Raw genomic sequence first — 22,201 nt, 5'->3', positions numbered from 1 at the left:
GCTTCCCAACAGATGTTCGTAAAAGCGGGATATCAGGAAATCGGGCACACAGACAAGCATTTGGAAGATTCTGGACAGAAAAGTCCGATTATCCGCTATTTAGTCGAGCTTTCAAAGTCAGAAGCCTCTTCTAAAGTATTTGTTATTGCAGAAGCTGGGTCTAATTGGAGAGTGGGTTCGCCAGCTAAAGACCTTGAAATGGGAAAAGCACTCATTGCCGCAGCTGCAGAGGCGGGAGCCGATGCTGTTAAATTTCAAACTTATCGCGCTCAAAATTTGTATGTGAAAAATGCGGGACAAATCGGGTACTTGGAAAGTTCTGGATTTCATGAGGATGTGTATTCTCTCTTAGAAAATTTAGAAATGCCCTATGAAATGCTAGAAGAGCTGGCAAAGACATGTCAAAAATGGGGGGTTGAATTTATGTCGACTCCTTTTTCTAAGCAGGATTTTCTTTTCATAGATCCTTTTGTGAAGCGGCATAAGATTGCTTCTTATGAGTTGAATCATCCACGCTTATTGGAACTGGCGGCTCAGTCTGGAAAACCCCTTTTTCTTTCCACCGGAGCTTCTACAGAGGCAGAGATCGCATGGGCTGTGAAAACCTTCAAGGCATATGGAGGAAAAGAATTAACACTTCTGCAATGCACGGCAGCATATCCCGCACCGCCAGATAGTTTGAACTTGAGGGCGATTGCCTGGATGAAAGCCCGTTTCCGGGTGTCTGTTGGATTATCAGACCATAGTTTACATCCTCTTTATGCGCCTTTAGCTGCTGTCGCGCTAGGTGCAACAGCCATTGAAAAGCATTTTACACTCGATCGCCATCTACCAGGTCCAGATCATGCTTATGCTCTTCTTCCAGAAGAGCTCAAGGAAATGATTAAAACGATTCGGGAGGGTGAAAAAATGCTCGGAACAGGATTTAAAACAGAAAATGCCGTCGAATCGGAATTGCGTTTATTTGCCAGACGCGGATTGCAAGCGATTGCTCCGATTAAAAAGGGGGGTATTTTTGAAGAGGGGAAGAATATAGATATCCTTCGTCCAGGTAATCAGAAGCCAGGTATTCATCCAAAATTTATCTTCCGGGTGGAAGGAAAAAAAGCCACTCGTTCTTTGTCTGAAGGGGAAGGCATTCAATATGGAGACTGGGAGTGACAACCTTAAAAATGCTTTTTGTGGATCTGGATGGAACGTTAGCGGATAGCATCCCACTTTTGTATCATTTTTATCAGACCTTCTTGGCGCGATATGGAAAAGAGGGGAATGTAGACGAGTTTCAGCGCCTCAATGGCCCGACCATTCCTGAAGTTGTGCGCATTTTAAAACAAATATATGCTTTGCAAGAACCCGTGGAGCAATTACTTCAAGCTTATGAGCAAATCTTGCTAGATGGGTACGCAAAAGAAACCCCTCTCGCTCCTTATGCAAAAGAAACCCTCTTGAATTTAAGGAGACAAGGTGTCAATTTAGGTTTAGTGACGGCCGCCAAAAAAACATTAGCGGATGCCTTTTTAAAATCTCACGGAATGGACGATTGGTTTGCGTTTGTTTGCGCAGGAGATCACCTGATCAAGGGAAAGCCTGATCCAGAAATCTATGAAAAAGCTGTTCTTTTAGCAGGGTGTGAAAAACCTCATATTTGTGTTATAGAAGATTCAGAAAATGGAGTAAAAGCGGCCTTAGCAGCGGATTTGGCTGTTATTCAAATCGATCTTCGCCAACAAAAACCTCAGATTGCTGGGAACTGGAAAGAAATCTACCAACGTTTAAAAAGATATGATGAATTATCAGATTATTCAGCTGAGCACACATTTTAAAATTGAGATTGTTCAAACATCTTTTGAAAAAAACTTGTCTAGGGATGTGATAAAAGCGATTGATTTAATCTGGGAGAAGGAAAGTCTAACGCGCCCTATTTTCAATGGGAAAATTTTCTGTGTGCTTTCTTTTCATGAACAAACATTAACGGGTCAATTTATTGAATATAAGACTTATCTCGCCAGGCTGCGGGATCCAGCTTTAAAAGAATTTTTACCCATCTATGTTTTGGGAGTGACTGGTATTACTCAGTGGAGAAACCAGTTTTTATTTGGCAAGCGTTCTGAAGGTGTGACTTTATATCCTGGGCATTATGAATTCGCTCCCGCTGGAGGAGTCGATCTTGGTGCGGTGAATGGGAATTGTATTGATCTTCAAAAGCAAATTTTAATTGAGCTAGAAGAAGAGGTTCGCTTACAAGAACATGAGGTAAGTTCCATTGCTCCTTGGATTTTGATGCGCGACAAATATTCGGGGGACTATGAAGTTTGTCTACACATTCACTTGGATCCTCAATATTCACATGCAGAAATAGCGCCTACTCCTGAATATTCATCCTGTCTTTGGATCGAAGCTGATCAGTTGCATGCGTTCATATTAAAGCCCGCCCTTTCTTTTGTTCCTTTTACCTATTCCTTGCTTCAGCAGATTTAATCACCCAAAAAAACAGCTTTCCGCTATAATTTTCCCTTTTGTTGGCAAAGGACCGCATCATGAAATACACAAACTTTCAAGCTTTTGAAAAACACGTGCGTCATTCGGCCCCTCAACATTTTTCTCCGATTTATTTGCTTATCACACCCGATGATTTTGAAAGACAAAAAGCAGAGAATCTTTTGCGCAAGGAAGTTTTAGGCGGCCAGATGTCTTCTCCCTATGCTTTTGTCCAAAAAGAAGCTGAATCTCTGCCTATCCAAGAATTAAAAGAAGAATTGAATACGGGTGACATGTTTGCCTCACGTCGAGTTGTGTTGATTCAGCATCTGGATGCTTTAAAAAAGCCTCAGCGGGAATACTTAGAAGAATACTGTCTCCATCCTTCCGCACAACTTTGTTTAGTTTGCTCTGCAGCGACTTTTAATCGGACCACTCAGCTCTATAAAAAAATGGAGAAAGCCGGCGTTATTTTTGATGTAGAGGAAAAAAAACCTTGGGAGCTTGAAAAATATTTGATCGAGCAAGTCATTGCAGATGCACGCGTTGAAGGGAAATCCATGGATAGCAGTGCCGCACAACTTTTAGTCAAGCAGGTCGGAACAAATCGATCGATGTTACATCAGGAGCTTGAAAAGCTATGCTGTTATGTGGGAAACCGTACAAGCATCACTACGCAGGATATTCAAGCCATTTGTGCGAATGTGCCATCTGAAACGATTTGGCAGCTTGGAGATGCAATTTTTCAACGAGATATCAAAAGTGTGATTCGTATTGGCTTGGCTTTGCTTGATGAAGGAACTCCTTTTTTAATTCTATTGCGTCAAATACGCTCACAGTTTCAGACAAAATATCAATTATGCTCGATTCATGCTGCCGGCGGAAGCCCTGCAGATATGGCCGCCCAGTTTCCTTATATGAAAGGGGCTATTTTGGAAAAAAATTTAAGCATGGCTCGCGCTTATGGTTTAGAGCGTTTTAAAAAAGGAATGATGCTGATCGATGAGACAGAGCTTCTTGCCAAAAATAGTGGTTCAGATACTGCTTGCTTGGCAGAAAGACTTTTTATTAAATTGACTTGCTAAAGGGAGATCACGGACCTCCCTTTGATTTTTTTTCAAGGATATAAAATTTGACCGCGTGAAGCCCTATAAATAAGCCTAGACACTTTTTCAAATTCCTCTTTAGCTGTGTCGTAATTTTCTGGCTCAAAACAGCAATAAATTAGATATACAGCCTGGTATGAAATTTGATTCGGAATGAACTGCAGCAAATAAAAACGTCCAATCCCTTTGTTGGGCACGAAAATGTCTCCCTCACATTGGATGTTCGATCCCTCTTGCTGAGTGTAAATGGGGTTATGAAAGAAGACCCGGTGTTCGAGTCCTTCTTGTTCTAAAAATTCCGCGACATTTCTCGATTTGTAGTACCAAAAATTGTTGCGCGTAATCAAAAACGTAAAGCCACTGTCTTGATAGAATTTTTTTTCATATGTGCCAATGTAAAGTCCACTAGGGGCTTCAGAGCGAATCAATTGATAGGTAACGTGGTGCAACAATAGCAATCCCCGATCCATCTGAGCTTTCGATTAAATCGATAAAAATGGCAAGGCCCTCATTTGATGAGGGGTCTTCTTGTGAATACAAAGAACTGACTAGCATTAGAAAAGCAATAAAACGAATCAGGCTAAACTTTTTCATGTGAATTCCTTTATGGCGTGAATTTCATTTTCCTTTTTGCAAGATATGCAAAGTAATTCTATGTTACGAGAGCCGTTTTTTTTAGGTGAATTAAAATTTTACAAAAGCTTAAAGAGTCACTTGAGATTATCCCGTTCGTTTCCCTTTTCTCTTTTATTGTAATAAGCATACTTTTTTGTTAGATTTGGTTTTTAAAGCTTCTTGAGGTTGGGTATATGTGGCTTGAACACGCTGCAAAATTTCCCAAGCCGTTTTTGATATGGCAATAATAGGTAAAGTCTCTTCTTCCATATCGGATAAGCGAAACAGCTTTTCCTGGGCCATATCCAATAGTTCTTCATCTCTTAGTAAACTTTCCATGCTTTGATGTTCTGTTATCACAATTTGCTTAGCAAATCTGAAATTGTAGGCTTCAGATTGAAAGGACCTGTCGTCTACTACCAAGCAAAAGGGGCATTCTTGGATAAATGTAATTAAGGGACGGCATTTTTCTATCAAGCAATAGCGTTTTTCTACAGCTTTTTTATAGCCATTAACAATAGGGCGTAATGATTCCATACTTTTATCAGTTATAAATCCATCAGGATGTTCTCTCACATGACGTACAACCGAAGCATAGCTTTCACCTAAAAATGCTTTCACATAGACTTGTTCCATCCCAATAAGACAACTAAATTGCATTTGAGCTAGAACACCGACGGCTATCGCTATTGAGGGCAGGTGTTTCTCTGGGTTGTGATTTTTATCTTTGTCACTGATAATTTTAGAAGAGATAAGAATATCTCTCGGGCTATTCATTAAACTATTCATTATATCACTTACGTCATTCATGAAGAAGCTCCAGTAAAAAATCTATGATGTTTACAGGTAATCGAGGGAGATATTTTTCTCTATAATCGTTTGGTTTTTTGTTTAAAAGAGACGAGACAGCGAAGCTGGGAATTGATTTAGAGGACCTTAATGATATAACAGTTGCAATTTATCTGAATTTTGACTAAGCTTTCAGCGAATTTAAATATTTAAAGTGTACAAATTTATGTCTCCTGCTTTGCTTCTTTTACCTAATCTGCTTGGGGAATTGCCTCAGCATCAGTTCTTTTTACCAGCTAGCGTTGATCAAGCTGTAGAATCCATCGATGGATTAATTGCAGAAAGTGAAAAAGCAGGGCGTCGTTACCTAGGGCGATTTCAAACAAAGCGACCAGCTCGTGAAATTCCAATTGCCTTATTAAATAAAAATACACCTGATGAAGATTGCGATTTTCTCTTAGAACCGATTCGTAAAGGGGAGAGATGGGGGCTTGTATCTGATGCTGGTCTTCCATGCATTGCTGATCCTGGTTACCTTTTAGTTCGACGCGCTCGTCAATTAGGTATTTCAATTCAAACTTTTACTGGGCCTTCCGCTTTTGTGATGGCTTTAATTCTTTCTGGACTTCCCGGGCAGTCTTTTTCTTTTCATGGCTATGTTCCTAAAGAGCCTGGAGATCGAGAAAAGAAAGTAAAAGAGTTTGAGAATAACTCCATTCGTACAAATGCAACTCAAATTTTCATGGACGCTCCACATCGTAATCAACATACCTTGGAAACGTTATTGAATACTCTTCAAGATTCCACTCTTCTTTGTGCGGCTTGGGACTTAACCTTACCAAGTCAAGGGATCGTAACCCAACCTATTCGCAGTTGGAAAAAGATGCCTTTGCCAAACCTTGCTAAAAAAAATGTTGTTTTTTTGTTGCACGGGAATGTCTAAGTTGTTAATTAATTCTTTTAGCAAATAATTTTAGCTTTGCTTCCCAGAATGCATTTAAGAGAGCATTTTTGCAGTAAGGAATTTTTTACAAATTAAGTGTTTTTAATTCTAAGTCATTGGTAACAAATCATATTTGCAATCAATGAACTAGAAGAAATTGCTTGAAAAAAACCACTTGTTCCTATATGAATAATGGGAGCAAGGCTGGGCTTCATGGAAAAACTGGCTATTGCTAGCAGAGCGATGGCTCTATTTTGAAAAACATAAAGAGAAAGAAATGAGACACATCAAAAGCGAACGACTTAAAAAACTTGAAGTGGAGCTTAGCGACCTTGAACAGTGGCTTAAGCTGGGATTGGTTCCAAAAAAAGACGTTGAAAAGCATAAAGAAGAAATTGAAAATGTGAAGGCTAAGCTTGAAGAAGAAAAAGAACGCTTGCAGTTTCTCAAGGAAAGTGGTGAAAGTGAAGAGTATATTACTCCTAAACGCCCCATGAACCGCGGAGCTTACACGGATATGCCAACGATTCCCGATATTGATATGGGAGATACTGCGGCAGGCTTGCACGACACCGGATTTGATATGGAAACTGAAGCAAGTGAAGTTGAGAGTTCTGTTATTGAAGAGAGAGATGAAACTGAGCACACTGATGACAACCATGAAGAAGACGATCGAGGAAGTGCGACTGAATCTGACGAAGATGATGAATCCTATTTTAGCGATCGCAATCGTTGGAGAAGAGGGGGCATTATTGATCCCGATGCTGACGACTGGTGATAAATTTTACTTTTGATTTTGGAGAGCCGAGCTCTCCTTGCCCGTATTTTTAAGCATGCCCGTTTCTAAAAAACAAATCAGCCTTTATTTTCATATCCCCTTCTGCTCGCAAAAATGTGACTATTGTCATTTTTATGTTTTGCCTGATAAAGATCCCTTTAAACAACAGTTAATGGAAGGTCTCGAGCTTGAATGGAAAAAAATTCTTCCATTACTTTCTGGGTGTGAAGTCATCTCGATTTATTTTGGGGGTGGCACTCCTTCATTGCTAGGCATAGAATCCATTGCGAAGATTCTATCTTGGATTGAAAAGGAGGGAGTTTTGCATTCATATGCTGAAATCTCTTTAGAAGCAAATCCTGAAAATGTGAATACCCCCTTGATGAAAGGGTATGCAAACGCCGGAATTAATCGCGTTAGTTTAGGTATTCAAACTTTTGATCCAGCCTTATTAAAGATTTTACATCGCACACATACTTCCGAAAGAGCTTACCAAGCTGTAGAAGAAATTGCAACGGCAGGTATTCGGAATATTTCAGTTGATTTGATGTATGACATTCCTTGTCAAACCTTTGATCAATGGGTTCATACACTGCAACAAGTCGTCAAACTCCCCATCACACACCTTTCTTTTTATAATTTGACCATAGAGCCTCATACAAAGTTTTATAAACAACAAGAGCAGCTTAAAAAGGTGGTTCCAGACCCCGAAACTAGCTTTACGATGTTGACATATGGGATTGAACAGCTTGAATTACACGGTTTGAAGCGGTATGAAATATCCGCTTTTGCTCGCGATGCCTGTTACTCACGGCATAATGTAGGTTATTGGACGGCTCGTCCCTTTTTGGGATTGGGACCTTCCGCATTTAGCTATTGGGAAGAAGAGCGTTTTCGAAATATAGCGCATCTAGGAAGGTATGTCGAAAAATTGCGAAAGGATGAGTCTCCTGTTGATTTTCGCGAAAAACTTGGGTATGAAGAGCATCTGCGAGAGTTGTTGGCTGTTGAATTACGTTTGATGAAGGGTGTGAACCTAGAAGAATTTCAAAACCGACATGGAGCTTTAACACACTCCATGCATGAAACAGTTCGGGCTTTAATCCAATCTGAATTTCTTCTAGAAGATAACCATGTGTTAATCCTTTCTGAAAAGGGTAAGAACTTTTATGACACAGTCGCAGCAGAAATTGTGGGATGTGAAGATTAATAGAGAGGTTTTGGTTGGCTTAGAGGGGTCTCTTCTTGAGCACCAAGAAGTCTGTGTTTTGCAAAGTGATAGGCTTTTCTAATTAACTCTAAGGCGTAATTGTTAAACCTATCCATTTCCTCCTGTGAGAGATTTAACTTTTTTATTTCTTTATTCAGCTTCAGGCACTGATTCGCATATGCGTTCAAATCTACATGTGCAGCAATCCCTTTTTTTATGAGAATCAAATTAAGCTTTCTTAAAATTTCAGGCGAAATTAAAACCTTAGATTTGTTCCTTTTAGCCCCACATGTTTTTTCCCATAGGCCTATAATATCTGCAGAATTTGCAAATAAAAATTCTCCATGTAAACCGCTTTGAAAGTGCATGTTCAATCCTTTGTAAGGTTTTTGTCTCGAAGTACACTAAGGTGATGGCTTTATAAATTCAAGGCTTTTTGTATGGATATTCAGGTTCGGTAGTGCGGTTAGTGATCGACGGAGCTTTTTCTTAGACACGCCATGTAGGAAAGTTATCGGGAATTTCAAAGGTAAGGAAGTGCTAAAAAATAGGCGTGAACTTAGGAGGATTCCAAGCCGGCATGGAGCTTTAACCCACTCCATGCTTGGACTATACAAAATTTAATCTGAATTTCTGCTAGAAGAGTGCTTTCTGAAAAGCAAGAACTTTTGACATTGTCGTTGCAGAAATCGTTGGAAGTGATGATTAGTAAGTTGGCCGGTTAAAAGGTGTATAGGTGGCATTTGGATTGCCATGAGTAGCTTTTCTTGCAAAATGAAAGGCCATTTTACTTAAATGGCTTTTGTATTTGTGAATTTTTTTACAGCTTTCTTCATCAAGATTTAATTCTTTAATTCTTTCTCGAAGCTTAAACTTTTGCTTATCTTCTGTTTCAGGGTCTGCTTGCACGGCAAATCCTAATTTGGCAATGATTAGATTAAGTTTACTTAAAGTATTCTTATCTATCTTTATCGTGTCTCCACAGGTACTTTCCCAAAGTTTTGTTATTTCTGAAGAATTTGAACTTAAAAACTGGGTATATAGATTCATATTATTTCCCTTTTGTGAATTATTGATGATCAATAACTCTAAAACAACCTATTTTTTAAGAAAAGCCTTTTTAATAGTTCTAAAATGGGTATTCAGGTAATGCTTCGTTATCAGCTATCCACAAAGCCTTATGTGCTGGGACTCCAATCCGTTGAGCAGGTAGATTATCAGGATCGTAAGGTGCAGTTAACACATGTTTTAGCATCTCTTTTTTGCCTTTTCCTAAAACATAAATGACAATTGCTGAAGCTGCGTTGATGCATTCGAAAGTGAATGTCATACGCCAGGTGTTTTTTTGAGGGACGAAATTTGCCACCACTAAACGTTCAGGGGCATGCAAAGCATGTGTTTTAGGAAATAAAGAGGCTGTATGTCCATCTTCACCCATTCCTAACATGACTAAATCCAGAGCATGGTTGGGTACATATTTTAGAATTAAATTTTCATAGGCTAATGCGTTTTGCTCGATATGATCTTCCGCATGCATGCGAAAAATGTGCTCTACTTTTAAAGGGAGAACTTTAAATCCTGATTCCATGGCCATGTGATAGTTACTTTCAGGATTAGATGGGGGAACCGAACGCTCATCACTCCAAAAAAGTCTAACGTTTTCCCATTTAACTCTAGGCCGATTTTCAGGTTTAGCTAGGCGTTTAAATAAAGCACCGGGAGTGGATCCTCCCGATAAGGCAACATTAAAAAAGCCTTTGGTTTGAATCGCGTGTTCTGCAAGCGTGATAAAATGTTCTGTGCAAAAATCCAAGGTTTGTTCGTGATTGCCTGGAATGATCAAATCCCTTCGTTCATCAAATCCCAAAATCTCTTTTTCCCAAAAAAATTCAACCATTATTTCCTCTTAGTCTTTTGGATAAGTATTCCAGCGTGTTTTTGAAAGCATTAAGAGCATATTGTGATAATGCTCATTTGCCGAGTGATAGAAAACTTCCTTAATAAAGTTAAATCCACGTTGTAAGTTAGGGAGCGAGATAGTAAAAGGAAGCTCACATTTTTCTGGGGTGGCCATATGAACATAAACTTGAGAAAGATCTTTTTTCTTAGCAATCTCGATAGAGCAACCCTCTTTTGTGTAAATTTCGATAGAAAGGATATCTCCCGGTGAAGAATCGTCATGTTCTTCAGGGATCAACTTCACCTCAATCGGATGTTTTTGATACGAATATTTCAGATGTCGATTTTGGATATCACAGTCCGCAGATTCAATACTCCATCCAAGCTGAGCAGCTAGCCAGGCTTGTAAATACAAGGCGTTAATTTCGTTATGTAAAAGGAACTCTGTTTTTTTGCTATTATAAGAGATGTATAGGACCGCACCTTTATTAAGAATATCGATTTTATCAGGTGTGTCAAATGTTTGAGAGAGGACACAGCGCCATCCTCGCAAGGTCGCCCAATTAAAATCTGTTACCTCTATTTTTAAACGGTCAATTTGCGTAAGAACTTTTTTGCTAAAGTTTTGCAAATCTTCAGTCCATTCAGAATCGAAAATAAGTTTGTTCGCAAATTCTAGAATGTATGGAAGAATTTTGGTTTCTGTCGCAGGATTTTCTCCCCAAAGCAGATAAATCGGTAAATCGGGAACAAACAAAGGTAAAATAATAAAAGGAATTCGATGAATCTGGTTGATTCCAGCTTCTAGGATAATTTGATCGCATCCGATGAGTGTGTTGCCATCTTGTAAAATCACATTTGAGACTTTTACATTAATAGCGGCATCTTTTTCTTGCTGGTTTCCTTGGATGAAAATGACGCGACAAGGATATTTTTCAATAAAAGAGTGGACGATCTCATCGAAAAATGGAATGCGTCGAGCATCTTGTGTGTAGATGACAAGATTAAACAAACAAGCTTTAATTTTATTTTTTTCCCCCTGCGATTCCCACAAATTTGCCAATTCGGTTTCAATTGAGGCGACTGGAACATGATCGAGTATGTGCATGAAAAGACCTTTTTGCTAAATCAAACGCCATTTTCTTCCCTCTCTTTCAATGAGAAGGTCTGCTTCGTGGGGACCCCACATTCCTGATTCATAATTAGGGAAATTGTCAACATCGTGTGCTTGCCATTGCTCGAGAATCGGTGTGAAAAGTCTCCAAGAAGCGAGTACTTCATCAGCTCGTGCAAATAATGTGTTGTCTCCCGCCATGCAATCGCAAATTAAACGTTCATAAGCTTCAGGAGGAGTTGAACCAAAGTAGGACCAATACCGGAAATCCATTTTAACAGGTTGAAGCTGATTATTAAGGCCTGGAACTTTGCAGTTCATTTTAAGCGAAATCCCTTCATCAGGCTGAATGCGAATGACTAGGACGTTTTGATCGATTTCCTTTCCTTGGCCCTTAAATAAAAATCCAGGGGCTCGATTAAAGGTGATTGCAATTTCTGTGGCCCTTTTTGGGAGTCTTTTCCCTGCTCTCAAGTAAAAAGGAACACCAGCCCAACGCCAGTTATCGATAAACAATTCCATGCCTACATAGGTTTCTACTTTGGAAGTGGGCGAAACGTTGTTTTCTTTTCGGTATTCCGGAACTTCTTGGCCATTAATGTAGCCTTTGCCATATTGTCCGCGCACGATATATTGATTGTAGTTATCCATGGGGAAAGGACGAATCGATTCGAGGACCTTCACTTTTTCACTGCGGATGGCATCTGCTTTAAGACTTGTGGGGGGTTCCATTGCGACAAGAGAGAGCAATTGCATCATATGATTTTGAATAATGTCTCGCAACATTCCAGCTTCTTCAAAGAAATGCCCGCGCGTACCAATCCCAATTTCTTCAGCCACAGTGATTTGCACATGATCAATATGACGATTATTCCAAAGCGCTTCAAAAATGGGATTTGAAAAGCGAAATACGAGTAAATTTTGAACAGTTTCTTTGCCAAGATAGTGATCAATGCGGTAGATCTGATTTTCGGATAGGTTTTTGGTAAGCTCTTGTTGGAGAACAAGCGCAGAATTAAGGTCGTGTCCAAACGGTTTTTCAATGATGATGCGCGACCACATTCCGGAAGGATGATTTTCTTCATAAATGAGTTGATGTTGACGCAACTTTTCAACAATCATTGGGAAAAAGCTGGGTTGCGTGGAAAGATAAAAAACCCGGTTTCCTTTAGTTCCAAATTGGGTATCAAGGGTTTTTAAGAATTCTCTTAATTGATCATAACCAGCATCGTCATCAAACTCGGATTGGTGATAAAAAATTTGCTCACTGAAACTATTCCATATGTTCTCGTCAACTGGTTTGACACGCGAATATTTATTAACAGCCTCATGCATTTCATCGCGGAATTGAGCATGTGTTTTTTCTCTACGGGCAAATCCAACGCAGGCGAAATGGGAGGGAAGCTGGTTTTCACGTTCCAAATTATAGAGAGCGGGTAATAATTTTCGCGCCGTTAGATCTCCTGTAGCTCCAAAAATTACCAAAATGCAGGGATCTGCTGTTTTTGTTGAACGGGTGGATTCTTCTAGTGGATTCTTAAATGGCGTTTGCGAAGAAGTATTCATCTTGATTTCACTTGTTTAAAAGTCTATCCTATATCATATCTATTTCGGCAGATTACACGATTCGGATTTCCAAGAGAACAGGATTTTATGGATAATTTAGTGATTCGCTCAGAAGATGCCGCAGCTATTAATCGCATAAGATCAATGGAGGGGATGCGAGAGCATATTCTGGGCCTTTTAACTGAGCGAGAAATGGCGGCAGAGGCATTTTTAAAAAATTTGGCTGAGCGCGATCATGTTGTTGTTGCAAAGCCGCAAGCCGAACCAGCTCAAGTCGTGGGAATGGGGTGGATTGCACGTGAATAAAAATCACATATGGTGCAGACCTCTATATTGGCTTCAACCGTAGATTCACGCTATCACTCGCAAGAATTGGCGTAAAATCCTGGAGCTATTGCTTGATTTAGCAGATAATTGGTTAAAGTTGGTTCGAGTTGAATTGGATGTTTTTAGCGACAATCAAAAAGCGATTAGTTTATACCAGTCTTGTGGCTTTGAGATCGAAGGCAAAAAAAGTATGCTGCAATTCAAAATGGGAAGCATTGCGATTTGTTGCTTATGGCGCGTTATCACTTCTTTAACGTGCTGCAATACATTGGACTTCGATGAGTAGTTTAGGCATCGCTAAACCCGAAATCCCAATTGTTGCGCTTGTGTAAGCAGATGTGGGCATGATTTTTTTACGCATAGTCCAAAATCCGGATCCATTTTTTTGAATATCAACGATATAGCAAGTCATGGATAGAATTTGATCCAAACTAGACCCGCCTGCTTTTAGAGCATATTCTATATTCTTAAATGCAATTTCTGTTTGAGTTTCGATATCATCAGCAATTACATGGCCATCTTTATCGATCCCGGCTTGCCCCGTAATGAAGAGAAGATTATTAAAAGCAATACACTGTTCAAAACCATATTGTGAATATGAGAACAAATGCGGGACTTGAATGACTTCTTTAAGCATTGTGACCATCTTTGTTAATGTGTATGTGCTTGAATTCTCACTCATCTTGCACGGATAAGTTGAAAAAAGTGTTTTAAAGGTTCTCGGATTTCGTTTTCAACATATTTTAATGAAACATTTTGCTTTCCATTCACTCAGATTCAGCTTGGGGAAAACTTGCCGGACTAGGCAAAACTATCATAAATTATCCGTTCGCTTAGAGACTCTTTTGATAATCTTGAAAATTTAATTTCAGAATCCATGCCTAAATGAGCATATATTGTGCAAAAGGAAAGATTGGGATTCCATGGACCAATCGTGGATCAAATAGGGTCGACAAAACAATTTAAGTCACCTCAAAAGGCGATAGATTATTAAGAAAAGATGAGTTATTCTGCTCTCGTGTCAGCTGCTGTGAGATGACTTGACATTGCCCAGAGGAGCCGCATTCGTAATGTGAAGGTCGTCGGTTCGACTCCGGCTTTGGGCAATTCTTATACACCTGTCTGAGAGTGATTTGGCTTGTATTAAAAACTTTAATTAAGCTAAATTCACTGCTCGCGGTGCAATGACGGTGCAGTAAAATAATAACTTGGCACAGCCAGCCGCTTAAACCAAAACTAACAAGAGGTTTAAGATGGCATCCATCTATCAACGTACAAATAAAGACGGCACCAAAGTTTGGCGAGCTGTCATCAGAATTAAAAATTATCCCACAGTTTCGGATCATTTCGATCGTAAAAAAGCAGCTGAAGATTGGGCGAAGGAAACTGAGACCGAGATCAAGAAAGGCAAGTACAACTTTGCCAAAAATAAAGAAAAAACTGTAGCTGAGCTCATTGATCTTTATATTCAAGATGGTGTCGTTGGTCATCATAAAGCTGCTGATGATACAATTTTTCAACTAAACTATTTTAAAGAAAAAATTGGAAATACGCTCTTACTTATATTACTCCCGAACTTCTTATTGCTGAGAGAAAGAAGTTAAGTGAACCTAATAAACGTGGAAAGACACTCAATCCAGCTACCATAAACCGATACTTTTCAACTCTCAGCGGTGCGTTTCGTTATGCTTGCAAAAACATGCGCTGGATAGACGAAAATCCTTGCCTCAATCTTTTGAAATTGAAGACCAATCCCAAAATTCGAAGAACTCTTCATGAAGATGAAGAAATACGCCTTTTGATGGCCTGTCGAAAAAGTAAAAGTCCTTATTTGTACTGCATAGTGTTAATTGCCTTAACAACAGGCGCGCGGAAAAGCGAAATTCTCAATCTTACGTGGGATGATATTGAGTTTGATATCCATATTGCACACATAAAAGACTCAAAGAATGGACATCCAAGACGTGTGGGATTGGTTGGATGTGTAATCGATGAACTAGAAAAAATAAAAAGTCGTCGTGATCCAAGAAAAAACCTGGTTTTTGCAAGCAAAACAGCCTTCGGTCAGGTCGATATAAAAAAGTCTTGGAATGCAGCTCTTCAATCAGCCGAAATTGGGAACTTTGTTTTTCACGGCTTACGCCATCATTACTGTTCTATGGGAGCCAAAGCTGGTGCAAGTGGATTACAGCTACGTTCTCAATTAGGACATTCTTCAGCAAGTATGACCGATCACTACACTCATCTTGATGCCAACGCCACTCGCTTCATTGGGGAACATATTGAGCAAAGACTTTTCAAAGGAGAAGCATATGCGAACAAATGACCCTGTGTTTGAAGAAGTAAAAAACTACTTTTCTTTTGCTCTTCGAGGCGCATTTGCAGGTTTAGATGGTATGACTTTATCAAAAATATATTTCATGTTTTTGTCGGGAATAGAATTAATTTCGCAAAGTGGACGCTGCTGCAAAATATTACCTATCGGACTGGAATATTGTTATGCAATGCATACCTTTTTTGGTCGTCCCGCACCTCCTTGGGAAGATCCTTATGTTAAAATTCGATTTACGGGTGAACATGTAAAAGAGTTACTGGTAGCAGCCAAAACCAAAATATCTGCGTGGATGGCAGCAAAGGAGCTTGCAGCAAGATTGCAACAACAAAAGGATCCGATTCCAATTGAACTTCAATCGTTTCTTATCGAGATGGACGAAAAGACCATGCCGAAAAGGCAACGAGGGAGACATTCTCATGAAAAACTATTTCGTGATTTCCATATTGTAATACTCTTAAATTCTGTGTATGACACGCATTTGCCTATCACTAGAAATCCCGATCTGATGTATGGAAAAGAGAATTCTCGCTGCGATGCGATGAAGCTTGCTCTTGAATCGGTAGGGATCTCTCTTTCTTATGAAGCTATCAGGAGTATTTGGTACAAAAGAGAAAAACACAGGAGCATTTTTCAAGAATTTCCATCCCCACTTAAACTACTGTTAGATAAAGACTTATCTGTGTTGAACAAATAGCTTATTTGTTCAACACAAGTCAAAAAACCATCTCATTTTAGCATATAGACATTTACCCAATTCAACCAGCACTGGGAGGTGTCTATGAATGATCATGAGTACTTAAGTATTCAGCAAATCTCTGAAGATTCTCGCTATCCATTTTCTTTAGGGCAACTAAGGCATTATTTAATGCTGCGGCATCGCAATGGGCTTGAAAATGCCATTCGAAAAATCGGCAAACGTCTTTATTTAAGGCGCGACCTATTCGAACGATGGATTGAAAGCCAAGTGAGGAAATAATCATGAAGTACTTAAGGGAACAGCATCGACCAATCAATACATCGAGACTAAAAGAATTAATAGATCCAATCGATTTTTATAATTACGAAGGACATGACCTCGAGACTAGAAAAAAAGGTGAATGGAAATCAGGAGGGCTTTGTCCCTTTCATAATGATCAAAAAGCAGGGAGCTTCTTCATTTGCTCCTTAAATGGAGCTTTCAAGTGCTTTTCGTTTGGTGCCAGTGGCGGAGATGTCATTGCTTATACGCAAAAAAAATATGAAATAACCTTTTTGGAAGCTTGTCAAAGACTTTGCAAAGAATGGGGGCGCTTATGAATGAGCCTCCCAAAATAGTGGAAAAGAAAAATCTGGTCTATTACTGGTTTTACAAAAATGAGCAAGGAAATGATATTTCATTGGTTGCGAGATATCAAGACCCTGATAAACCAACAAAGAAATGGTTCCGCCAATATTCTTTTAAAAATCAAGAATGGGAAGAAGGAGCGACAACTCCTTCTCCCCTATACGGCATTAACACGCTTTCGACCAACCATTCTGTAACAAGAGCTTATATTTTAGAAGGAGAAAAATGTGCATCCGCTGCACACACTCTTGATTTAGTCGCTATTACCTCAATGATGGGGTCTAGCAACGTTGAAAAAGCAGATTGGTCCATCCTTGCAAGATATCGCCATATTCAGGAATTTGTGCTTGTTCCGGACAACGATGATCCTGGACATAGGTACATGTCGGCTGTTTTCAAAGAAATTCAAAAGGCATGTCCTGATTCAAAAGTAGTTGTCTGTAAGTTTCAGAATATGAAAAAGGGTGAGGACCTTGTCGATTGGTTAAAGCTACATCTTTCTTGTCCTCAAGATTGGAACGGCTTCAACACAATCCAAAAGCCAAATTCTACTGAATTACAAAAGGCATTTTTAGAGTATTCAACTTCAAATCTCATTGAGGCAGATGTATTTTTTTCTAATGAAATGGAATATCCCATTTTCGAGTCAGACCCTCAGCCTCTCGAAGAAATATCCTTTCAAACCTTGCCCTGCCCCCTGCATACGCTAGCAGATCCGATTGTTCACTGGACGCAAGGTGTTTCGATGCAAATGCAAATTTCAGAAGACTATGCTATCACGCCTTTTTTAGTTAGTGTTGGAAGCTTAATCGGCCGAAAACGTGGATTAGAATTAAGACCGGGTAGTCGCTGGATAGAATTTGCAAACCTCTGGGGAATGTGTGTTGGACGTCCAGCGATGATGAAAAGTCCAGCTATGAATGCTGCATTTCATTTTTTAGTTGTTCTTGCCAATAGAGCCAAAGCTCATTTTGAACAAATCATAAAGAAGTATCAAAAGGAGTGTGAAATCTGCCAAATTAAAAAAAAGTCAGAGAAGATGAGTACAAAAGGGAATTAAAAGAAGCTATCAAAAACCATAAAGATCAAGCCAATATCCACTTTCATGAAGAAGATCCTCCACAGGAACCCAAAAGAAAAAGGTATAAAACTCAAGATGCAACTATAGAAAAGTTGACTGAGCTTCTTATCGACAATCCTCAAGGTCTTCTTTTGTACCGTGATGAGCTTGCCGGATGGTTTCATAGTTTTGAAAAACACGGACACGAAAATGACCGAGAGTTTTACTTAGAAAGTTGGAGTGGTAAAGGTGATTATGACGTGGATCGGATCGGCAGGGGGTCGTTGTTTGTACCCGCGCTTTGCTTGTCTATATTTGGAAGCATACAGCCCGGACCTTTATCCAAATATATTCGTGATACTGTTCGAGGTGGATCAGGCGATAATGGACTTATTCAAAGATTCCAGGCGATTGTTTGTCCTGAACCTAATACCACTTGGGAACTAGTTGAGGGAATCTCTATTTCTGAATTGGAAGAGCCTGTTCAGAAAATTTTCGATCATTTAGATCGATTAGAATTCGATCAGGATAAAAATCCAGTCATTTTATCATTCACCTCTGAAGCTCAGGCACACTTTGATCAATGGCAACAAACTTTTGAAAACAAAATTCGATCAGGCAAGCTTCCTCCCTACTTGGAAGCCCATTTATCTAAATACAAAAAGCTTCTCCCTAGTCTCTGTCTGATTATTGAGCATCTCAACCAAGCTCTTTTGAGTCTTTATCCTCAATCCATTTCAATTAAGTCTCTAAGGACTGCTTTATTATGGTTGGACTATTTTGAAAGCCATGCATGTCGCATTTATAATAGCAGTGCAAATGCGGTTCTAAAAGCAGCTCAAGATCTTGTTCGTAGAGTAAGAAATGAAGAAATCCCAAATCCATTTACTGCTAGAGATGTATATCATGGCAAACATTGGACTGGATTGACCGACCCAGAAGAAGTTAGAGAAGTTATTGAATTATTGATCGAAAAAGACTGTCTTCGTGCAACACCAATAAAAACCGGAGGAAGATCCACCGTCAAATATTGGCTTCACGAAAAATTTTTTGACGAGAAGGAGGGTGCAAAAGGTTCATAAGCCCCCTTTTGGACCTTTTGAACCTTGGTGTTTACAGGGTTTTCTATTATTTCACATTCAACTTAAAGGAGGTTGACGAAAGATGACGAATAATGACGTTTTATCGCCAAAGCAAAGAACGGCACTACCCATTTTTTGCAACCAGCTTAATATTGAAAAAGCTTGTACTGAAGCTGGGATTAGCAAACAAACATTCTATCAATGGATGAAGAATCCACAGTTCAAAAGAGAGCTTTGGAAAATGCGGCGTGCAATTGGGACGCAATCGATTGAGCAATTGAAAATTGAATCCAAAAGAGCTGCTGACACTCTTACCGAGCTTTTAGATTCTCAAAACCCTCCGGCTGTCAGGCGAGCAGCTGCGAATGATATTTTAAATTATGTCTTAAAGTTTCGAGAAAATGAATCTTTATTATTTGAACCCTATGAGGAAGATTAGGTGAGTAAAAAACTATTTTTAAAATTAAAGAAGCAATATCCAGCCTTCTCCGATGAATCTTTAGAGAAAATCTACCTATTTAAAAAATTATATACAGAGCGTATTACAGCTTCTGAGTCCGTACGCCTTTCCTATCTAGTAGAAATGATCACAAAAGTTCAATATCTGGATTATCTAAAAATTGAGCGCGACGTCGCTGAAATATAGGCTGACGATTTAACAAATCTTCTCTTGCTTGTGATATAGCACGTGCTATATGATATGTCATTTAATCACCAATCTATTTTAGAGAGCTTAGGTATGAACAACCAAGAACCCGATGATTATTCCAAGCGCATCAAATCTATCCGCCAACAACTAGGACTTAGCCAAGAGGAGTTAGCTCACAAATTGGGTGTCAGTTTTACAAGCGTAAACCGATGGGAAAATGGACAAACGAAACCCTCAAAATTAGCAAAAAAGCAGATAGACCTTTTGTGTAAGAAAACAGAAAAATTAAAAGACCTTGTAGGTGCTGAAAATGGCAATTAAGAAATCCGAACTCTATAGCTCTTTATGGAAAAGCTGCGATCAATTGCGCGGTGGCATGGATGCATCCCAATATAAAGACTATGTCCTAGTCTTGCTGTTCGTCAAATATGTCTCTGACAGATATGCAGGACAAAAAGACGCTCTTATTGAGGTTCCCCCAGGCGGTAGCTTTGCTGATATGATTGCACTCCAAGGCGATAAAGAAATTGGAGACAAACTAAACAAAATTATCGGTAAACTTGCTGAAGTAAATGAACTAAAAGGAGTTATTGACGTAGCAGACTTTAATGATGCTGATAAACTTGGTAAAGGAAAGGAGATGGTCGATCGTCTTTCCGAACTTATCGCTACTTTCAACAAGCCTGACTTAGACTTTCGCAATAATAGAGCTGATGGAGACGACATTTTAGGTGATGCATATGAATATCTCATGCGTCACTTTGCAACTGAATCCGGCAAAAGCAAAGGGCAATTCTATACTCCAGCTGAAGTATCACGCATAATGGCAAAAGTCATTGGAATCAATGCGGCAAAAAGTGCTGATCAAACGATTTATGACCCTACTTGCGGATCTGGGTCTCTTCTTCTTAAGGCACATGATGAAGCTCGATCAAATACAGGCTTAGATCTTGCCCTATATGGTCAAGAAAACGACAATGCGACTGCCGCTCTTGCCAAAATGAACATGATTTTACACCACTGTCCTACGGCAGAAATCTGGAAAGATAACGTTCTATCAAGCCCCTATTTCAAGCAACCAAATGGCGCATTAAAGACATTCGATTTTGTAGTTTCTAATCCCCCTTTCTCCACTAAGGCGTGGAGTCATGGTTTCGACCCTTACAACGATACTTACAATCGTTTTAACTATGGTATTCCACCGACTAAAAACGGTGACTATGCCTTTTTGCTCCATGTTCTAGCGTCATTAAAGAGCACGGGTAAGGGAGCGATCATTCTTCCCCACGGTGTTCTATTTCGTGGAAATGCTGAAGCCGCAATTCGAGAGCAATTGATTAAGCGAGGGTTTGTGAAAGGAATCATTGGACTCCCTGCTAACCTATTTTATGGAACTGGCATTCCCGCTTGTATCATCATTCTCGACAAGGAACATGCTGACACACGCGACGGCATTTTTATGATCGATGCAAGCAAGGGATTCATAAAAGACGACAACAAAAACCGACTACGCGATCAGGATATTCATAAAATTGTAGATACGTTTAACAATCAGCTAGACATCACCAAATATTCGCGACTTGTCCCTTTTCTCGAAATCGAAGCAAATGGTTACAACCTCAATATTCCTCGTTATATTGACAGCACGGAACCGGAGGATTTACAGGACATAGAAGGGCATTTAAAAGGAGGAATTCCTGATCGTGACATCAATAGCCTAGAGCAATACTGGAAAGTGTTCCCAAGTTTGCGAGAAGTTCTTTTCTCACCTGCCAACCGATCTGGCTACAATCAGCTCAAAATTACACTCGAAGATATTAACTCAATAATTTTTGGGCATGAGGAATTTGTTAATTTTAGCAGGAGTGTTACTGCTTTATTCCTCCAATGGAAGGAGCACAACATTCTCCGATTGAGAAATATCGCCAATAGTGACCATCCGAAAATCCTGATCAAAAAACTTTCTGAGAGCCTGCTCGAAGTTTTCCAAAAGGCAAGTTTATTAGACCCCTACGACGTCTATCAACATTTGATGACCAATTGGGCTGAAACGATGCAAGACGACGTTTACATGATTGTAAGCGATGGATGGCGCGGCGCCAATAAGCTTAGATTGATTGTTGAAGATAAGGATAAGAAAAATAAGGAAAAAGCAGACCTGGTCATTGGCAAGCAAAAATACAAGGCTGATTTTATTCCTCCCTCTCTTGTAATTGCCCGCTATTTCTTTGAAGAGCAAAGACACCTTGAGCAACTCGAAATGGATTGTAATACCATTGTCCAGCAAATGGAAGAATTGGATGAGGAACAGGGTGGAGAAGAAGGGCTTCTAATAGACGCTAAGAACGAAAAAGATAAGGTGACAAAGGTAAGCCTCAAAGCTCGACTTGCCATGATCAAACGAGACCCCGATGCCGAGGATGAGCGCAATGTTCTCTCTAACTATCTTGATTTAATTGAAAAAGAGACCGTTGCAAAGAAGAAATTGAGTAATGCTCAAGATGAACTTATGATTAGAGTTGCCGCTCAATACGGAAAACTTACCGAAGATGAAATAAAAACTCTGGTGATTGAGGATAAGTGGTTAACAGCATTGTCCAATGATATTCAGACTGAAATGAATCGTGTCTCACAGTTTTTATCCGGCAGAATTAATGAATTAGCTGAACGTTATGCAACCCCTCTTCCTACTATTGAGCAAGAGGTAGAAAGCTATAAGCTTAAAGTCGAGAACCATTTGAGAAGGATGGGATTTGATTGGGAAGCTGTGGCATCCAAGTCGGAAGGAGTTGTTTCATGAGTTATTCAATTCCAAGTCTACCGCTGAAGATTGAATTAGAAACAAAGCCCATTCTAAAAAAGCTAATGAAAGCACAGCAGGCACTCGCTGAAGTGAAGGGTGTACGTGGAGTGAGTCCGAACCAAT

At 39.6% G+C, this 22,201-nt stretch carries 29 protein-coding genes and 1 tRNA gene; 21 read left to right on the top strand and 9 right to left on the bottom strand.

The features are described 5' to 3' along the window. The 4 genes from AB7E63_RS10085 to holA all read left to right on the top strand — a co-directional run. On the top strand, positions 1-1,161 hold a 1,161-nt coding region (locus AB7E63_RS10085), incomplete at its 5' end, for an N-acetylneuraminate synthase family protein (protein ID WP_428419392.1). Beyond that, complete coding sequence (locus tag AB7E63_RS10080) at positions 1,158-1,823, top strand: HAD family hydrolase (RefSeq protein ID WP_006339810.1); 666 nt, start codon at positions 1,158-1,160, stop codon at positions 1,821-1,823. The genes AB7E63_RS10085 and AB7E63_RS10080, both read left to right, overlap by 4 nt. Next, the gene (locus tag AB7E63_RS10075) at positions 1,786-2,478 is read left to right on the top strand and encodes a hypothetical protein (protein ID WP_006339809.1); all 693 of its coding nucleotides are present in this window, start codon (positions 1,786-1,788) and stop codon (positions 2,476-2,478) included. The genes AB7E63_RS10080 and AB7E63_RS10075 overlap by 38 nt, the downstream gene beginning before the upstream one ends. Positions 2,479-2,537: 59 nt before the next feature. Continuing rightward, positions 2,538-3,563, top strand: a complete 1,026-nt coding sequence (gene holA / locus AB7E63_RS10070) for a DNA polymerase III subunit delta (protein ID WP_006339803.1) — start codon at positions 2,538-2,540, stop codon at positions 3,561-3,563. 32 nt (positions 3,564-3,595) lie between these two features. Here holA and AB7E63_RS10065 read toward each other — a convergent pair whose 3' ends face one another. The 3 genes from AB7E63_RS10065 to AB7E63_RS10055 all read right to left on the bottom strand — a co-directional run bounded on the left by AB7E63_RS10065 (position 3,596) and on the right by AB7E63_RS10055 (position 5,009). Further along, positions 3,596-4,033: a hypothetical protein gene (locus AB7E63_RS10065; protein WP_152618825.1), complete on the bottom strand. Its 438-nt coding sequence runs from the start codon at positions 4,031-4,033 to the stop codon at positions 3,596-3,598. Next, on the bottom strand, positions 3,999-4,178 hold the full coding sequence (locus AB7E63_RS10060) for a hypothetical protein (protein ID WP_013925087.1): 180 nt from the start codon (positions 4,176-4,178) through the stop codon (positions 3,999-4,001). Before AB7E63_RS10060 ends, AB7E63_RS10065 begins: the two co-directional genes overlap by 35 nt. Before the next feature lie 153 nt (positions 4,179-4,331). After that, positions 4,332-5,009, bottom strand: a complete 678-nt coding sequence (locus tag AB7E63_RS10055; RefSeq protein WP_226987332.1) for a hypothetical protein — start codon at positions 5,007-5,009, stop codon at positions 4,332-4,334. Positions 5,010-5,214: 205 nt separating this feature from the next. Here AB7E63_RS10055 and AB7E63_RS10050 point away from each other — a divergent pair, with 205 nt between their 5' ends. From AB7E63_RS10050 to hemW, 3 genes are all read left to right on the top strand, one after another. Continuing rightward, a complete protein-coding gene (locus AB7E63_RS10050; protein WP_006339800.1) occupies positions 5,215-5,931 on the top strand; it encodes an SAM-dependent methyltransferase in 717 nt (238 codons plus the stop codon). A gap of 286 nt (positions 5,932-6,217) precedes the next feature. Continuing rightward, complete coding sequence (locus tag AB7E63_RS10045) at positions 6,218-6,709, top strand: hypothetical protein (protein WP_036745799.1); 492 nt, start codon at positions 6,218-6,220, stop codon at positions 6,707-6,709. A gap of 37 nt (positions 6,710-6,746) precedes the next feature. After that, positions 6,747-7,919: a radical SAM family heme chaperone HemW gene (gene hemW, locus AB7E63_RS10040; RefSeq protein ID WP_013925085.1), complete on the top strand. Its 1,173-nt coding sequence runs from the start codon at positions 6,747-6,749 to the stop codon at positions 7,917-7,919. Here the strand turns inward: hemW and AB7E63_RS10035 are convergent. The 5 genes from AB7E63_RS10035 to zwf form a co-directional block, all read right to left on the bottom strand. Beyond that, complete coding sequence (locus tag AB7E63_RS10035) at positions 7,916-8,287, bottom strand: hypothetical protein (RefSeq protein WP_013925084.1); 372 nt, start codon at positions 8,285-8,287, stop codon at positions 7,916-7,918. The two genes, hemW and AB7E63_RS10035, sit on opposite strands and share 4 nt — an antisense overlap. 337 nt (positions 8,288-8,624) lie before the next feature. Further along, positions 8,625-8,969 carry a hypothetical protein gene (locus AB7E63_RS10030; protein ID WP_428419387.1) on the bottom strand — a complete coding sequence of 115 codons (345 nt, stop codon included), beginning with the start codon at positions 8,967-8,969 and terminating at the stop codon, positions 8,625-8,627. Between the two features lie 79 nt (positions 8,970-9,048). After that, entirely contained in the window at positions 9,049-9,816 is a 768-nt protein-coding gene (gene pgl / locus AB7E63_RS10025) for a 6-phosphogluconolactonase (protein WP_013925082.1), read from the bottom strand. 9 nt (positions 9,817-9,825) lie between these two features. After that, the gene (locus tag AB7E63_RS10020; RefSeq protein WP_013925081.1) at positions 9,826-10,926 is read right to left on the bottom strand and encodes a glucose-6-phosphate dehydrogenase assembly protein OpcA; all 1,101 of its coding nucleotides are present in this window, start codon (positions 10,924-10,926) and stop codon (positions 9,826-9,828) included. A 15-nt stretch (positions 10,927-10,941) separates the two neighbouring features. Then, the gene (gene zwf, locus AB7E63_RS10015; RefSeq protein WP_006339785.1) at positions 10,942-12,498 is read right to left on the bottom strand and encodes a glucose-6-phosphate dehydrogenase; all 1,557 of its coding nucleotides are present in this window, start codon (positions 12,496-12,498) and stop codon (positions 10,942-10,944) included. A gap of 87 nt (positions 12,499-12,585) precedes the next feature. Here zwf and AB7E63_RS10010 point away from each other — a divergent pair, with 87 nt between their 5' ends. Together AB7E63_RS10010 and AB7E63_RS10005 are read left to right on the top strand one after the other, a co-directional pair. Then, positions 12,586-12,804: a hypothetical protein gene (locus tag AB7E63_RS10010; RefSeq protein WP_013925080.1), complete on the top strand. Its 219-nt coding sequence runs from the start codon at positions 12,586-12,588 to the stop codon at positions 12,802-12,804. 43 nt (positions 12,805-12,847) lie between these two features. Beyond that, positions 12,848-13,111, top strand: coding sequence for a GNAT family N-acetyltransferase (locus AB7E63_RS10005; RefSeq protein ID WP_408633524.1), 264 nt, complete (start codon positions 12,848-12,850; stop codon positions 13,109-13,111). Here the strand turns inward: AB7E63_RS10005 and AB7E63_RS10000 are convergent. Further along, the gene (locus AB7E63_RS10000) at positions 13,076-13,462 is read right to left on the bottom strand and encodes a RidA family protein (protein ID WP_013925078.1); all 387 of its coding nucleotides are present in this window, start codon (positions 13,460-13,462) and stop codon (positions 13,076-13,078) included. The genes AB7E63_RS10005 and AB7E63_RS10000 overlap by 36 nt on opposite strands. Positions 13,463-13,873: 411 nt before the next feature. Between AB7E63_RS10000 and AB7E63_RS09995 the strand changes: the two genes are divergently transcribed. The 12 genes from AB7E63_RS09995 (at position 13,874) to AB7E63_RS09940 (ending at position 22,075) form a co-directional block, all read left to right on the top strand. Next, positions 13,874-13,931 (top strand) — tRNA-OTHER (locus AB7E63_RS09995). A gap of 147 nt (positions 13,932-14,078) precedes the next feature. After that, positions 14,079-14,429: a hypothetical protein gene (locus AB7E63_RS09990; RefSeq protein WP_059358606.1), complete on the top strand. Its 351-nt coding sequence runs from the start codon at positions 14,079-14,081 to the stop codon at positions 14,427-14,429. Positions 14,430-14,524: 95 nt separating this feature from the next. After that, positions 14,525-15,151 (top strand): site-specific integrase, encoded by a 627-nt coding sequence (locus AB7E63_RS09985; RefSeq protein WP_059358608.1) that lies wholly within the window; start codon positions 14,525-14,527, stop codon positions 15,149-15,151. Further along, complete coding sequence (locus tag AB7E63_RS09980; RefSeq protein WP_059358609.1) at positions 15,138-15,854, top strand: hypothetical protein; 717 nt, start codon at positions 15,138-15,140, stop codon at positions 15,852-15,854. The genes AB7E63_RS09985 and AB7E63_RS09980 overlap by 14 nt, the downstream gene beginning before the upstream one ends. An 84-nt stretch (positions 15,855-15,938) precedes the next feature. Next, a complete protein-coding gene (locus tag AB7E63_RS09975; protein WP_059358611.1) occupies positions 15,939-16,136 on the top strand; it encodes a hypothetical protein in 198 nt (65 codons plus the stop codon). Between the two features lie 2 nt (positions 16,137-16,138). Further along, positions 16,139-16,456, top strand: a complete 318-nt coding sequence (locus tag AB7E63_RS09970) for a CHC2 zinc finger domain-containing protein (RefSeq protein ID WP_059358612.1) — start codon at positions 16,139-16,141, stop codon at positions 16,454-16,456. Beyond that, positions 16,453-17,544, top strand: a complete 1,092-nt coding sequence (locus AB7E63_RS09965; protein ID WP_428419381.1) for a DUF3987 domain-containing protein — start codon at positions 16,453-16,455, stop codon at positions 17,542-17,544. The genes AB7E63_RS09970 and AB7E63_RS09965 overlap by 4 nt, the downstream gene beginning before the upstream one ends. 8 nt (positions 17,545-17,552) lie before the next feature. Further along, a complete protein-coding gene (locus AB7E63_RS09960) occupies positions 17,553-18,626 on the top strand; it encodes a DUF3987 domain-containing protein (RefSeq protein ID WP_428419394.1) in 1,074 nt (357 codons plus the stop codon). 82 nt (positions 18,627-18,708) lie between these two features. Then, a complete protein-coding gene (locus tag AB7E63_RS09955) occupies positions 18,709-19,065 on the top strand; it encodes a hypothetical protein (protein WP_059358616.1) in 357 nt (118 codons plus the stop codon). Further along, on the top strand, positions 19,066-19,272 hold the full coding sequence (locus AB7E63_RS09950) for a hypothetical protein (RefSeq protein ID WP_059358618.1): 207 nt from the start codon (positions 19,066-19,068) through the stop codon (positions 19,270-19,272). 93 nt (positions 19,273-19,365) lie between these two features. Further along, on the top strand, positions 19,366-19,596 hold the full coding sequence (locus AB7E63_RS09945) for a helix-turn-helix domain-containing protein (RefSeq protein ID WP_059358620.1): 231 nt from the start codon (positions 19,366-19,368) through the stop codon (positions 19,594-19,596). Then, on the top strand, positions 19,586-22,075 hold the full coding sequence (locus AB7E63_RS09940; protein WP_059358621.1) for a type I restriction-modification system subunit M: 2,490 nt from the start codon (positions 19,586-19,588) through the stop codon (positions 22,073-22,075). The genes AB7E63_RS09945 and AB7E63_RS09940 overlap by 11 nt, the downstream gene beginning before the upstream one ends. Positions 22,076-22,201: the final 126 nt, after the last annotated feature.

This window comes from Parachlamydia sp., assembly GCF_050255895.1.
Classification (GTDB): Bacteria; Chlamydiota; Chlamydiia; order Chlamydiales; family Parachlamydiaceae; genus Parachlamydia; species Parachlamydia acanthamoebae.
Note: the sequence above shows the minus strand (reverse complement) of the source record. Positions and strands in the feature narration are given on the sequence as shown.

What these genes read in the sequence shown, in the direction of transcription:
- AB7E63_RS10075 (WP_006339809.1), top strand. Translation starts at nt 1,786, where the DNA reads ATGAATTATCAGATTATTCAGCTGAGCACACATTTTAAAATTGAGATT.
- holA (WP_006339803.1), top strand. Translation starts at nt 2,538, where the DNA reads ATGAAATACACAAACTTTCAAGCTTTTGAAAAACACGTGCGTCATTCG.
- AB7E63_RS10060 (WP_013925087.1), bottom strand. Translation starts at nt 4,178, where the DNA reads ATGAAAAAGTTTAGCCTGATTCGTTTTATTGCTTTTCTAATGCTAGTC.
- AB7E63_RS10055 (WP_226987332.1), bottom strand. Translation starts at nt 5,009, where the DNA reads ATGAATGACGTAAGTGATATAATGAATAGTTTAATGAATAGCCCGAGA.
- AB7E63_RS10050 (WP_006339800.1), top strand. Translation starts at nt 5,215, where the DNA reads ATGTCTCCTGCTTTGCTTCTTTTACCTAATCTGCTTGGGGAATTGCCT.
- AB7E63_RS10035 (WP_013925084.1), bottom strand. Translation starts at nt 8,287, where the DNA reads ATGCACTTTCAAAGCGGTTTACATGGAGAATTTTTATTTGCAAATTCT.
- AB7E63_RS10030 (WP_428419387.1), bottom strand. Translation starts at nt 8,969, where the DNA reads ATGAATCTATATACCCAGTTTTTAAGTTCAAATTCTTCAGAAATAACA.
- pgl (WP_013925082.1), bottom strand. Translation starts at nt 9,816, where the DNA reads ATGGTTGAATTTTTTTGGGAAAAAGAGATTTTGGGATTTGATGAACGA.
- AB7E63_RS10020 (WP_013925081.1), bottom strand. Translation starts at nt 10,926, where the DNA reads ATGCACATACTCGATCATGTTCCAGTCGCCTCAATTGAAACCGAATTG.
- zwf (WP_006339785.1), bottom strand. Translation starts at nt 12,498, where the DNA reads ATGAATACTTCTTCGCAAACGCCATTTAAGAATCCACTAGAAGAATCC.
- AB7E63_RS10010 (WP_013925080.1), top strand. Translation starts at nt 12,586, where the DNA reads ATGGATAATTTAGTGATTCGCTCAGAAGATGCCGCAGCTATTAATCGC.
- AB7E63_RS10000 (WP_013925078.1), bottom strand. Translation starts at nt 13,462, where the DNA reads ATGCTTAAAGAAGTCATTCAAGTCCCGCATTTGTTCTCATATTCACAA.
- AB7E63_RS09990 (WP_059358606.1), top strand. Translation starts at nt 14,079, where the DNA reads ATGGCATCCATCTATCAACGTACAAATAAAGACGGCACCAAAGTTTGG.
- AB7E63_RS09985 (WP_059358608.1), top strand. Translation starts at nt 14,525, where the DNA reads ATGCGCTGGATAGACGAAAATCCTTGCCTCAATCTTTTGAAATTGAAG.
- AB7E63_RS09980 (WP_059358609.1), top strand. Translation starts at nt 15,138, where the DNA reads ATGCGAACAAATGACCCTGTGTTTGAAGAAGTAAAAAACTACTTTTCT.
- AB7E63_RS09975 (WP_059358611.1), top strand. Translation starts at nt 15,939, where the DNA reads ATGAATGATCATGAGTACTTAAGTATTCAGCAAATCTCTGAAGATTCT.
- AB7E63_RS09970 (WP_059358612.1), top strand. Translation starts at nt 16,139, where the DNA reads ATGAAGTACTTAAGGGAACAGCATCGACCAATCAATACATCGAGACTA.
- AB7E63_RS09965 (WP_428419381.1), top strand. Translation starts at nt 16,453, where the DNA reads ATGAATGAGCCTCCCAAAATAGTGGAAAAGAAAAATCTGGTCTATTAC.
- AB7E63_RS09955 (WP_059358616.1), top strand. Translation starts at nt 18,709, where the DNA reads ATGACGAATAATGACGTTTTATCGCCAAAGCAAAGAACGGCACTACCC.
- AB7E63_RS09945 (WP_059358620.1), top strand. Translation starts at nt 19,366, where the DNA reads ATGAACAACCAAGAACCCGATGATTATTCCAAGCGCATCAAATCTATC.
- AB7E63_RS09940 (WP_059358621.1), top strand. Translation starts at nt 19,586, where the DNA reads ATGGCAATTAAGAAATCCGAACTCTATAGCTCTTTATGGAAAAGCTGC.